11 protein-coding genes are annotated in these 12,768 nt (G+C 66.1%); 1 reads left to right on the top strand and 10 read right to left on the bottom strand.

Features of this window, described 5'->3' with window-relative positions; translation table 11 throughout:
- Window positions 1-58: 58 nt before the first annotated feature.
- The 7 genes from ACZYZF_RS02400 to ACZYZF_RS02370 form a co-directional block, all read right to left on the bottom strand.
- Entirely contained in the window at window positions 59-553 is a 495-nt protein-coding gene (locus tag ACZYZF_RS02400) for a DinB family protein (RefSeq protein WP_463745744.1), read from the bottom strand.
- Between the two features lie 168 nt (window positions 554-721).
- Window positions 722-3,418 carry a fumarate reductase/succinate dehydrogenase flavoprotein subunit gene (locus ACZYZF_RS02395; RefSeq protein WP_463834420.1) on the bottom strand — a complete coding sequence of 899 codons (2,697 nt, stop codon included), beginning with the start codon at window positions 3,416-3,418 and terminating at the stop codon, window positions 722-724.
- A complete protein-coding gene (locus ACZYZF_RS02390; protein WP_463745742.1) occupies window positions 3,415-4,188 on the bottom strand; it encodes an ABC transporter ATP-binding protein in 774 nt (257 codons plus the stop codon). The genes ACZYZF_RS02395 and ACZYZF_RS02390 overlap by 4 nt, the downstream gene beginning before the upstream one ends.
- Window positions 4,185-4,997 (bottom strand): ABC transporter permease, encoded by an 813-nt coding sequence (locus tag ACZYZF_RS02385; RefSeq protein ID WP_463835118.1) that lies wholly within the window; start codon window positions 4,995-4,997, stop codon window positions 4,185-4,187. The genes ACZYZF_RS02390 and ACZYZF_RS02385 overlap by 4 nt, the downstream gene beginning before the upstream one ends.
- 44 nt (window positions 4,998-5,041) lie before the next feature.
- Window positions 5,042-6,472: an ABC transporter substrate-binding protein gene (locus ACZYZF_RS02380; RefSeq protein ID WP_463745741.1), complete on the bottom strand. Its 1,431-nt coding sequence runs from the start codon at window positions 6,470-6,472 to the stop codon at window positions 5,042-5,044.
- A 10-nt stretch (window positions 6,473-6,482) separates the two neighbouring features.
- Window positions 6,483-6,710: a 4Fe-4S dicluster domain-containing protein gene (locus ACZYZF_RS02375; protein ID WP_003880761.1), complete on the bottom strand. Its 228-nt coding sequence runs from the start codon at window positions 6,708-6,710 to the stop codon at window positions 6,483-6,485.
- The gene (locus tag ACZYZF_RS02370) at window positions 6,707-7,462 is read right to left on the bottom strand and encodes a GntR family transcriptional regulator (RefSeq protein WP_463745740.1); all 756 of its coding nucleotides are present in this window, start codon (window positions 7,460-7,462) and stop codon (window positions 6,707-6,709) included. Before ACZYZF_RS02370 ends, ACZYZF_RS02375 begins: the two co-directional genes overlap by 4 nt.
- Window positions 7,463-7,728: 266 nt before the next feature.
- Here ACZYZF_RS02370 and ACZYZF_RS02365 point away from each other — a divergent pair, with 266 nt between their 5' ends.
- A complete protein-coding gene (locus ACZYZF_RS02365; RefSeq protein ID WP_463834418.1) occupies window positions 7,729-9,282 on the top strand; it encodes an HNH endonuclease signature motif containing protein in 1,554 nt (517 codons plus the stop codon).
- A 63-nt stretch (window positions 9,283-9,345) separates the two neighbouring features.
- Here ACZYZF_RS02365 and ACZYZF_RS02360 read toward each other — a convergent pair whose 3' ends face one another.
- The 3 genes from ACZYZF_RS02360 to efp form a co-directional block, all read right to left on the bottom strand.
- Window positions 9,346-11,601: a molybdopterin-dependent oxidoreductase gene (locus ACZYZF_RS02360; RefSeq protein WP_463834416.1), complete on the bottom strand. Its 2,256-nt coding sequence runs from the start codon at window positions 11,599-11,601 to the stop codon at window positions 9,346-9,348.
- Between the two features lie 91 nt (window positions 11,602-11,692).
- Entirely contained in the window at window positions 11,693-12,178 is a 486-nt protein-coding gene (gene nusB / locus ACZYZF_RS02355; RefSeq protein ID WP_463745737.1) for a transcription antitermination factor NusB, read from the bottom strand.
- Between the two features lie 2 nt (window positions 12,179-12,180).
- Window positions 12,181-12,744: an elongation factor P gene (gene efp, locus ACZYZF_RS02350; RefSeq protein WP_463745736.1), complete on the bottom strand. Its 564-nt coding sequence runs from the start codon at window positions 12,742-12,744 to the stop codon at window positions 12,181-12,183.
- Window positions 12,745-12,768 lie beyond the last annotated feature (24 nt).

Here is a 12,768-nt window from a genome sequence, read left to right as displayed (position 1 = left end):
TCGAGCTCGTCCGCACGAATTGATCGTGCGGAGTCGCGAGTGCATTGCGCCCGCGTGTTCACCGACCGGTGGTGCCGTCGATCAGTTCGCGCAAGATGTCCGCGTGACCCGCATGGCGGCCGGTCTCTTCGATCATGTGGGCCATGGCCCAGCGGACGCTGGCCGCGGGGCGCCCCGGCCGGGATCGCGGAAGCGGTGCCGCGAGGTCGGTGCAGTCGTCGAGCACCTCGTTGGCCTGCTCGACGGCATCGCGATAGCGGGCCACCACATCGGCCATGCTGTCCGACGGTTCGACCGAGAACGTGGCCTTCCAGTCGGCGACGTCTTCGCCGAGAAAAATCCACCGTTCGACGTGGGTCAGGTGATTGAGAAGGCCGAGCAGTGTGGTGCCCGACGGCACCGAGAACGCCCGGGCCGCCGGCTCGGGCGCGCCGTCGACCTTTGCGGCGATGGACGTGCGGAGATAATCGAGAAATCCCCGCAGCACCTCGGATTCGCTGTTGCCCGTCCCAGGCGGCGGGCTGTCGCGCCTGCGTTGCTGACTGGTGTGCACGATGCCCAGTATCAGCGTGATCGCGCCTCACGGCACGGAACTTGCTGTCCGGGCAAGGTGCCGCTCAGCCGGCCACAGCGGCGGTGCCGCTCAACCAGCCACAGCGGCGGTGCCGCTCAACCAGCCACAGCGGCGGTGCCGCTCAACCAGCCACAGCGGCGGTGCCGCTCATCCAGCCAGCGCCTGACGCGCATAGGCGCGCACGTCGGCGTCACTGTCGTCCAACGCCACGGTGAGGGCCTGACGGGCCGTCGATTCCGATCCCGCCCACCTGCTCAGGCTCAGTACCGCCGCCTTGCGGACATCGAGGTGCTGGTCCTCCAGCGCCCGCGACAGGGTGGGTACCGCGACCGCGGGCACCGCCCCGGCCAATGCCCGCGCCGCGCCCTGGCGGATCTGCCAGGCCGATTCGGTGAACGCCTTCTCGACGCTGACGACGTCATCATCGGTGCAGCCGACGGCGCCGAGAGACGCCAGCGCCGCCGCCCGCACGAGCGGGTCGGGGTCATCCAGCGCAACCCGCACCGCTTCCGCGCCGGCCCGCAGGGTCGCCAGGCCTCCCACCGCGGCGATCCGCACTTCCCGGTTCTCGTCAGTGGTGGCCGCGGCCACACCCACGTGGTCGTCGACCGATACCAGGGCCCGCACCGCTTCGATCCGGACCCGGTGGTCGGCATCGGTCGACGCGTCCCGGTACGCCTGGGCGCTGCCGACGCGCCGGGAACTCGACAGGTACACCGTGGCCGCCCGAACCACCGGATCGACGGAGCCCAGCCGGTCGACGAACGCAACCGGATCGGGCAGGACTTCGACGAGTTCGCGAACCGCATCCGAGGTTTCCCGCCGCACCCCGGCGTCGTCGTCGGCCAGTGCGGCCACCAGCGCGGGCTGGTACCCGTCGGGCAGATGCTCGACGAGCGTGGCGACCGCGGTACGGCGCACGCCGGCGTCCGCGTCGGTCAGGTAGGTATTCAGATCCTCCAGCGTGGGTTCTTCCAAGGCCAGCACCGCGGCGATACGCGGTGACGGCGGCTGGGCCGATCCCGCGCGGACCCGGGAGTGCTCGGCCGACGGAGCCCTGCCGCCGTGCAGATGGGGTTGTTCGACTCTGGTCACCGGATCCTGCGACGTCAGGTGGTCCAGCTCGGGCACTGCGACGAAATACGGTGCCACGGGACGTTTCACGAACTGCATGACACCGTCGGCGTCCTTGTAGAGGTTGAGGTGATAGCGCCACTCCTGATCGTCCCGCTGGGGCAGATCGGCACGGTCGTGGTAGAGGCCCCAACGTGATTCGGTCCGGGTCAACGAGGACCGGGCCGCCATCTCCGCGCAATCACGGATGAAGGACACCTCGGCGGCACGCATCAACTCGTGCGGGGTCCGGGCGCCGATACCCTCGACCTCGCTGACCATGCGCTCAAAGGTCTGCACTGCGATCGACAGCTTGGTGGCTGTCTTCGGCGGTGCCACATAGTCGTTGACGAACCGCCGCAGCTTGAACTCGACCTGCGGTTGCGGCGGGCCATCCGGGTGCCGCAGCGGCCGGTAGATGAGCTCGTGGGCCTGGGCGATCTGATCATCCGGTAGTTGCTCGGGTGCAGCAAGTTCCGACAGCGTCGAAGCCGCGTGCTCACCGGCCAGATCCCCGTAGACGAACGCGCCGATCATGTAGTTGTGCGGAACGCATGCCAGGTCGCCGGCCGCGTACAGACCGGGCACCGTGGTGCGGGCATGCTCATCCACCCACACACCCGACGCGGAATGCCCGGAGCACAAACCGATCTCGGAGATGTGCATCTCGATGTCGTGGGTCCGGTAGTCATGCCCCCGGTTGGCGTGGAACGTTCCCCGGGTGGGACGTTCGGTGGTGTGCAGGATGTTCTCCAGCGTGGTCAGCGTTTCATCGGGCAGATGGCTGACCTTGAGGTAGATCGGTCCGCGGGCCGATTCGATCTCCTCCTTGACCTCGGACATCATCTGACCCGACCAGTAGTCGGAATCGACGAACCGCTCCCCCAGTGCATTGACCTGGTAGCCGCCGAACGGATTGGCCACATACGCGCACGCCGGGCCGTTGTAGTCCTTGATCAGCGGATTGACCTGGAAGCACTCGATTCCGGAGAGTTCGGCGCCGGCGTGATAGGCCATGGCGTATCCGTCACCGGCGTTCGTCGGGTTCTCGTACGTGCCGTACAGATAACCGGACGCGGGAAGCCCGAGTCGACCGCACGCCCCAGTGGACAGGATCACAGCCTTCGCCGCCACAGTGACGAATTCGCCTGTGCGAGTGTTGAATGCCGCGGCGCCGACCGCGCGGCCCTGATCGGTGAGCACACGCACCGGCATCAACCGGTTCTCGATGCGGATCTTCTCACGCATCGAGCGTTGGCGCAGCACCCGGTACAGCGCCTTCTTGACGTCCTTGCCCTCGGGCATCGGCAACACATAGGAGCCCGATCGGTGCACGCGCCGTACCGCGTACTCACCGTGCTCGTCCTTCTCGAACTTGACCCCGTACCGCTCGAGCCGCTGCACCATGGCGAATCCACGGGTGGCCGTCTGATAGACGGTGCGCTGGTTGACGATTCCGTCGTTGGCGCGGGTGATCTCGGCGACGTAGTCCTCAGGCTCGGCCTTGCCGGGGATGACGGCGTTGTTCACGCCGTCCATCCCCATGGCCAGCGCACCGGAATGCCGAACGTGGGCTTTCTCCAGTAGCAGCACCTGGGCACCGTTCTCGGCTGCGGTCAGCGCCGCCATGGTGCCCGCGGTGCCACCGCCGATCACCAGTACGTCGCAGTCGATCCGGACGGCCTGCGAAATTTCTGGGGCGGCGTTTGAATGCTCGGTCAATTCAGTCACGGTTGCTCCAGTGCGGCAATGATCTCGGCGCGCAGCGCGGATCGTTCGGGATGGTCGGTTCGGGGCTGAGCCACCTCGATGAGCGCACGCAACGGCTGCCCGGCACGACCGAGCACCGCGACGCGGTCACCGAGCGTGAGCGCTTCATCGACATCGTGGGTGACGAACACGATCGTGGTCGGATGGGCCTTCCAGGTGTCGATCAGCAATCGCTGCATGGCCGAGCGGGTCTGGGTATCCAGGGCGGCGAACGGCTCGTCCATCATGACCGCGCGCGGTGCACCCGCCAGACCGCGCGCGAGTTGAACCCGCTGCCGCATACCGCCGGACAGATTCTTCGGCAGGAAGTCGGCGAAGCCGGACAGGCCTACCTCGGCGATCCAGCGGTCGGCCCGCTCCCTACGGCTGTTACGCGGCTCGCCGCGGCGACCGGCCTTCGGCTCCCCGCGGAGCTGCAGTGCCAGTTCGATATTGGACCGCACCGTACGCCACGGCAGCAGCGCGCTGTCCTGGAACACCATGCCGCGGTCCCGTGAGGTGGTGGTGACCGGGTCGCCGTCGGCAAGCACTCGGCCACCGTCAGGCCGCAGCAGTCCGGTCAACGCACGTAGCACCGTCGACTTACCGCAGCCCGACGGACCGGTGAGCACCAGGATCTCGCCGGGCTCGACGGTAAGGCTCAAGTCCTCGATCACCGGAGCACCGGTGTAGGACAACCGGATTCGATCGAGTTCCAGCCGCATCCCCGTACTGGTCAAGGTTGTGGTCATCGCGTCACCTCCTCACCACGCGGCAGCCATCTGGTCGCCCGGCGGCCGATAAGCTCTACCGCCGCGGCGGTGAGGAAACCGAGCACACCGATCGTGATGATGCCCACGAACACGTCGGGATAGTTCAGGACCGTGTAGGCCTGCCAGGTGCGATAGCCCACACCGAGACGGCCCGAGATCATCTCGGCCGAGATCACGCAGATCCAGGCCACCCCCATTCCGACCGAGAGCCCGCCGAACAGTCCCGGCAGGATGCCGGGCAGCACCACCTGGCGGAGCACGTCGAGGCGGCCACCACCCAGGGTGCGAACCGAGTCTTCCCAGATGGTCGGTAGGGCGCGCACCGCGTGCCGGACGCTGACCATGATCGGGAAGTACGCCGCCAGGAACGTGATGAACACGATCCCCGCCTCATCGCTGGGGAACAACAGAATTGCCACGGGCACGATGGCGATCGCCGGGATGGGCCGCGCGAGTTCAGTGAGCGGTCCGAAGATATCGGCGAACCATGCGGTGCGTCCCAACAAGATTCCGGTGATCACACCGACCACTGCGGCGATACCGAACCCGGTGAGAATCCGGATCAGCGACTGGCCGAGGTCCAGCCAGTACTCCGGTGTGCCCAACCGGTTCACCAGGGCTGCAGCGATTTCGGTGACGGTGGGCAGGGTGTCGAACCGCAGACCGAAGCGCACGTCGTTGGCCGTCAACAGCTGCCACAGTACGATCGCGCTGACCACCGACGCCAGGCGCACCAGGCGGTGCGGCCAGGCAGAGGGCGTGCGACGGGTACGGACATCCTCCGGCACGGCCGGCGGGTCGCTTACCGCCGCCGGAGCGGTGTCGGTGGTGGTCACACCGCACCTGCGAGTGCTTGCTGATAGTCGACGATCGCCGCACCGGGATGCGTCGCCGTGTAGCGCTCGGCACCGGCCTGAGTTCCGAACGGCAGATAGCCCTCACTACCTGGAGCGGGCAGACGCACCCACACAGACTTGTCGGCGAACCAACGGGTACCCAGTTCAGCGTCGGAGATGTAGGCGGCGCGGACCTTCTTGCCCTCGCCTTGTGCCTGGCGGATCGCCTTGAGCAGGCAGACCGGGGTCGCGGCCGCCGTGGTGGCATCAGATCCGTCGAGCCAGAGTTCACCAGCGGTGGCAGGATTGTCGACCGTGCTGTGGCACACCGGATCGGTGCCGCTCAACGCCGACGGATTGGCGTTCGAGGCCAGCGCTTTCTCGTAATCCTGGCCCCGCGCGGCGAACGCCGCACGCAACGGCGCGTCTTGCACGAAACCGGGCACATCGAGATCGGCGAAGTTGTCGATCGACTTCAGGTAGGGCACATCACCTTTGAGCGCATCGACCAGCGATGGCTTGAGCGTGGCGTCGAACGAGGTGCCACCCGGCCCGTTGTACAGGTAGACGACCTCCTGTGGCAGCCCACTGCCCTCGGCCACGAGGCGGGCCGCCTCCAACGGCTTGGTGTTGAGAAAGTCGGTGGCATCCAGTTGGGCCTGCAGGAAGGCGTCGAGGACCTCCGGATGATCAGCCGCATACGCCCGGCGCACCACCACGCCGTGCAAGGTCGGATAGTTCAGCTCGGCCCCGTCGTAGAGCAGCTTGGCCTTGCCCTGCTGGACCAACAACCCCGGCCACGCGACGAACTGTGAAAGCGCCTGAACCTGGCCCGATTCCAGCGACGATGCGCCGACCTGCGGCTGCTGGTTGAGCACCTCTACCCCGGTCTTGGCATCGAGACCGGTCTTGCCGAGTGCTTGCACCAGCATGCCGTGGCCCGCCGAACCGACGCTGGCCGAGACCTTCTTTCCGGCCAGGTCGGTCAAGGACTTGGCCGGCGAATCAGGTGCCACCACAACCATGTTCAGCGCGCCTTTCGGGTTGTACCCGGTGACCGAGACGATCTCGGTCTTGGCGCGTTCGTTGGCCTGCGTCTTGGACCCGTTGATGAGCATCGGATAGTCGCCCATGGAACCGATGTCGATCTTCTCGGCGACCATCTGCGCGGTGATGGGTGCGCCGGTGTCGTAGTCCTGCCACGTCACGTTGTACTTGGTGCCGGTACGGGTGGTGATATCGGCCAGGCGGCGTTCCAGGTATCCCTGGGCGCGCAGCAAGGTTCCGGCGGTGACGGTGTTGATGGTCTTGGATTGGTAGCCGACGACCACATCGACTGTGTCGGAAGATTTCGTCGCCGAGTCCAGGGAGCAGCCGGCGGTCACGAGTGTGAGACCGGCGGTGAGGGCGATCAGGGCTGTTTTCACGTCGGGTCCTCTAGCGGATGAGATAGGGCATGTTGACGGTCACGGCGCCGGTGGGACAGCGGGCCGCGCAGGGCCCGCAGTACCAGCACTCGTCGACGTGCATGAAGGCCTTACCGTTCTCAGGATTGATTGCCAGTGAATCGAGCGGGCACACGTCGACACACAATGTGCAGCCCTCGATACACAGGGACTCGTCGATGGTCACCGGGACATCGGCGCGTTGATTGACCAGCGTCATGCGTCTCTCCTAATAAGGTTGCCGCGCATGGTGATTCGGTCACCACGCATCCTGATGTACTCCAGGTCGACGGGCGTTCCGTCATCCAGACTGGTCAGCCGTTCGGCCATCAGCAATGCCGATCCGGCCGGCACCTGCAATGTCGCTGCGGAATGCGGGTCGGCCGAAACCGCTTCCAGGGCAAGGCTCGCCCCACCCAGGCGCCGCCCGCTGACCCGCTCGATGAGCGCGAAGATGTCATTGCTCTCCAGCGGATGGCCGATCACCTCCTCACCGATGTCGGGAGCCAGGTAGGTCAGATCCAGCGACAGCGGCAGATCGGCGAGGTAGCGCAGGCGCTCGATGAACACCACTTGCGTTCCCGGCTCAAGCGCCAGCTTTCGAGCCACTGCCGGTGGGGCCGAGAGTCGCTGGACGGCACGGACTTCGTTGCGCACGTCGCCGTAGTCCTTGAAGGTCTCTTTCAGACCCACCAGCGCGTCGAGGCCGTGATCGTACTTGCGGGCCGCCACGTGCGTGCCCACCTTGGTGCCGCGGTCGATGAGACCCTCGGTCTTGAGCACCGCGAGGGCTTCACGGATGGTGTTGCGGGAGACGAAGAATTCGGCGGCCAGGTCCGCCTCGGCCGGTAGGGCACCGTCATAGGTGCCTTCGTAGATCTGATGGCGGAGCACGTCAGCCACCTGGCGGGCCTGATCGGCGCGCGCACGCCGGCTCGGCAGCGATAAGGGATGGGCTTCGGGCTGCGACACGCACTCAAGGTAAGGGGCGATCCAGGCGCCGCGCAGTGCCGCGAATTCACCGTCGGCGCAGGTTAACGGATTGCGCCGCCGACGGACGTGCCGTACCTGGCGAAACCGACGTGCCGACCGTTATTACGCCACCTCGCGCTCGAGGAGAATTTACAAATCGCGATGATCGAAATGTCGTTTGGGTCGGCTCAAAAACTTTGGCCACTTTGGTCTCACCAGTCCCAAACAGCGTTTTCTTGTCGGAGTATCGAACTAGTGTTCGAATCATGAACATCGGGTTGGTGCAGAGTCGGGACGCAGCGCAGACCGCGCTGGCCGGCCACCTGGCAGCAACCGCGACGCTGGCCGATGTTGATTTCACCGGTTTCGACACCGCGGAGTTGTTGGCGATCCAGTCCGGACGCGAACGGCAGGCCCGCTCCCAGGCCATGATCGATCACCGCATCCAGTCCGCACTGATGGCCCGGACCAGCCCAGCCGAGATCGGTGCCAAATCATGGACCGATGCCCTTGCCACCCGGATGCGGATCAGCCGCAAGGAAGCATCACGCAGAGTCGCCGCGGCAACAGACTTGGGGCCGCGCTACGGCCTCACCGGCGAGGTGCTCGAACCGTCGCTGCCCGCCTGCGCCCAGGCGCTCGGCTCGGGAACGATCAACACCGAACACATCACGATCATCGGCGGCACACTGGCGAAAGCCGAAAAGTACGTCAGCACAGCTGAACTCGCCCAGATCGAATCCGACCTGGTGAGCGCAGCGGCCCGAGACACTCCCGAAACACTGAAAGCCGCCGCCGACAAGCTGCTGTATCTGCTCAACCAGGACGGCGATAGCCCCGACGTCGCAGCACATCTGCGTGGGCTAAGTATCGGCAAACAGGACCCAGACGGACTGGTGCACGTGCAGGGCTGGCTGGATCCCGAGACCGCTTCGTATCTGACAACCGTCACCGGCGTGTGGGGCGCGCCCGGCCTCAACAACCCCAGTGACCAACAACCGGTCCATAACCCCACACCCAACCCACTAGATATTCCCGATGCCCCTGACGCCGAGGCTGCTGACGTTGAGGCTGCTGACGTTGAGGCCGAGCCCGAGGCGGCTGCTACCGAGATCCCGGACACCGGCATCGATTCGGCCGATCCACAGGCCCGCGCCACCGGCACATCCCCAGACCAGCAAGCTCAGCAAGAGCAGCAGACCGCCGCCGACCGCGACACCCGAACCCAGGCTCAACGCAACCACGACGCACTCAAGGCCGCGCTGCGCGAACTACTGATGTCCAAACGACTCGGCCAACATGGCGGGCTCCCGGTCACCGTGGTCGTCTCCACCACACTGGCCGAACTGGAAGCCGGAGCCGGCGTCGCCGTCACCGGGGCGGGCATCCGAATACCGATGACAGACCTCATCCGGCTGGCATCGCACAGCTTCCACTACCTCATCGTCTACGAACACCACACCGCCGAACCGCTCTACATGGCCCGCACAAAACGATTGGCCACCAAAGCCCAACGACTCCTGCTCTACAACCGTGACCGCGGCTGCACCCGCCCCGGATGCACCGCACCGGCCGACCACTGCCAAGTCCACCACGCCAAGACCGACTGGCAACACGGCGGCCACACCGACGCCCCCGACCTCGCACTGAGTTGCGGACCCGACAACCGCCTCGTCGGACTGGGCTGGACCACCAGCGTCGATCCCGACACAGGCCGGATCCACTGGCACCCGCCACCCCTGATGGATACCGGGCAGGACACCCTCAACCACCACTTCCATCCCGAGGAACTACTGGTTGCACCGGAACAAAGTTCTTGACGCAACGAACGCCCCCTCGACTCATCTCGACCACGCAGGCGTGCACCGCGATTGAGTTCCGCCCTAACCTTCGGTCAGCGTCCGGCTGACTGTCACCGGTATGCCGTTGAGTGCACCGTTTCCGGACGGTTCATCGATGAAGTCCGGCAGCGACAGGATGTTGGTGTTCACCCCCGGTGCCGCGTTGGCGACGCCGAGCCGGGTGCCGGTCTGACCGTGCCCCCAGCCGTGCGGCATCGACACCACTCCCAGCTTGATCGCGTCGGTCACCTCGACGGGCACCACGATTTTTCCGGCGGTCGACGCCACTTCCGCATTGTCGCCATCGGCAATCCCGCGAGACGCCGCATCCTGGCTGTGCATCAGCAGGGTGCACCGATCGCGGCCCTTCATCAACGAACCGACGTTGTGCAACCAGGAGTTGTTGGACCGCAGATGCCGGCGGCTGACCAGCACCAGATCCTCGGGAGCGCGGTCGAGTCGCTCGGACAGCCGGGGCAGGTCGTCGAGCAGGTACTGCGGCGCCACTCGGATCTTCTGATCGGAGGTCCCGAGTACCTCGGGCACTCGAGGCACCATCGGGCCGTAGTTGATCCCGTCCGGATGCGCCTTGAGCTTGTCCAGGGTCAGGCCGTCCGGGTTATCGCCGTATCGGTCGCCGAACGCGGCGGTGCGCAGCGTCAGGTCGAGCATCCGTTCGGGACCACCGCCGTCGTAGTGCTTGCGGATCTCGGCGCCGTCGAGCCCCTGGGTGAAGCACAGGTAGTCGAACCAGCCGTCGTCGAGCGCGGCGATGTCGACGTCCTCGGCCGGGGTGCCGGTGCACAACCCGGTCAGCCGGATCAGGATCTCCCATTCCTCCGGTGCGTCGGGATCCTCGCGATGGAACACCGGCGGCGAGTAGCGCGCGAAGCTGTTGATCGCCGCGCCCAAAAGCAGATCGGCGGAATGGGGCTGCTCGAGCGCCGAGGCACCGGGCAGGATGACATCGGCGTGCTTGGTGGTCTCGTTGAGCCACAGGTCCACCGAGATCATGGCGTCCAACTGCGGCAGCGCCTCGTCGAGTTTGTCGCCGCCCGGAGTCGACAGCACCGGGTTGCCGGCCACCGTGATGAGGGCCTTGAGCTGTCCCTCGCCGGGGGTGGTGATCTCTTCGAGCATGCACGACACCGGGACCTGACCCATCACCTCTTTGGCCCCGCGGACCCGCGTGCGGTAACGGCCGAAGTTCGGCGCCCCGTCCTCCAGCCCCGGGATCGGCTGGCTGGTGACCGTCCACGCGGTCGGGGTGGCGAACATCGCGCCGCCGGGGGTGTCGAAGTGACCGGTGACGATGTTGACCACGTCGACCAGCCAGCTGGCCAGGCTGCCGAACTCCTGGTTGCAGGTGCCGATCCGGCCGTAGACCACCGCACGCGGTGTGCCCGCCAGTTCACGGGCCAGTCCGCGAATCCGCTCCGCAGCGATACCCGTTGCGGCAGAGACCCTTTCGGGCGACCATTCGGCAACCACCCGCTGTAGCGTCGACACCCCGTCGAGGTGGCGCTCCAGGTCGCCGAGATTGACCAACCCTTCGTCGAACACCGTGTGGACGATCCCGAGCAGCAGGGCCGCATCGGTGCCAGGGGTGATCGGCAGCCATTCGTCGGCCTTGGCCGCTGTGGCGGTGCGCACCGGGTCGATGACGATCACCTTGCCGCGCTTGCGGATACCGCCGATGATGCCCATCACGTCAGGCGCGGCCAGCAACGAGCCCTGCGAGGCAGCGGGGTTGGCGCCCATGACCACCAACAGGTCGGTGCGCTGGATGTCCGGTGTCGGAAACGCCCACCAGCTGCCGTACATCAGGTGCGACGACAGGTTCTTGGGCCACTGGTCGATGGTGCCCGGCGAATAGGTGATCGGCATGCCGGACAGGCCGAGCAGGATCGCCGCATACCTGGACAGCGAAAATGAGTGTGCCAGTGGGTTTCCGGTGTACGCGGCGACCGCGCCGATGCCGTACTTCTCGATGACGGGCGCGAGCAGTTCGGTGCAGCGACGGAACGCGGTATCCCAGTCGACCTCGTGCCACTGCCCGTCGACCTTGATCATCGGCCGGCGGATGCGGTCGGGATCGTCATGCAACGCGGCCAGCGAGGCGCCTTTCGGGCAGATGTGCCCCGCGCTCCACTGGTCGGCCTTGTTCGGCCGAACGCTCGCCACCTTGCCGTCGGAGACCTGAATCTCCAAGCCGCACATCGCCTCACACAGCGGACAGGCGTGCAGATGCAGGCCGTCCTGGCCGATATCCGCGATTTTTCTCGGCTCGTGTCCCATCAGCGGCCTCCGATGTTGTTACGTGTGCCAACACACGTAACAGCATCGTGGCACCGAATGCACCGGTGATCCCGATGTTCGGGACAGGTACCTACTGGTCGGAGTTGTCCTGGACGCCTTGTACGGCGGCGGCGGCCGCGCGGATCTGCGGCGTCACCAACATCACCTGGCCCAGCACACCGTTGACGAACCCGGGCGATTCATCGGTGGACAACTCCTTGGCCAGTTCGACGGCCTCGTCCACTGCCACGGGCTCGGGAACATCCTCGGCGTGCAGCAGTTCCCACACGGCCACCCGCAGGATGGCCCGGTCCACGGCGGGCAGCCGCTCCAGCGTCCAACCCTGGAGGTGCGCCGAGATGAGGTCGTCGATGTGCGCGGCGTGCTCCGTGACGCCGCGCGCCACCAACACCGTGTAGGGGTTCAGCGGGCTGACGTCGTCCTGATCCTCGGCCAGCGCGGCACGACCATCGGCCACCGCCTCAGCCGTCAAACCGCGGGCCTCGGCCTCGAACAGCAGATCGACGGCCCGCTTACGGGCCTGGTGACGGCCCCGGTCACCACGACGGTCAGGCATGGTCAGCCATTCACGCGGCCCAGGTAGCTACCGTCACGGGTGTCAACCTTGAGCTTGTCGCCGGTGTTGATGAACAACGGAACCTGGATCTCGGCACCGGTCTCCATCGTGGCGGGCTTGGTGCCGGCGCTGGAACGGTCACCCTGCAGGCCCGGCTCGGTGTGGGAAACCACGAGCTCGACGGACACCGGCAGCTCCAGGTACAGCGGAACGCCGTCGTGGAAGGCGATCTGCACCGGCAGACTCTCCAGCAGGAAGTCGGCCAAACGGCCGACGAGCGCCTCGGACAGCGGATGCTGGTTGAAGTCTTCGGAATCCATGAAGACGAAGTCGTTGCCGTCGCGGTACAGGTACGTCGCGTCGCGGCGGTCCACGGTGGCGGTCTCCACCTTGACACCGGCGTTGTAGGTCTTGTCGACGACCTTGCCGGACACGACGTTCTTCAGCTTCGTCCGCACGAAGGCCGGGCCCTTGCCCGGCTTGACGTGCTGGAATTCGACGATCTGCCACAGCTGTCCGTCGATCTGCAGGACGAGCCCGTTCTTGAAGTCGGCAGTCGATGCCATGAGGGTGTAGCTCCTAAGCTTTTG

The sequence above is a fragment of the Mycobacterium sp. IDUB_24 genome (assembly GCF_055419385.1).
This window is presented reverse-complemented; position numbering and strand designations above follow the sequence as displayed.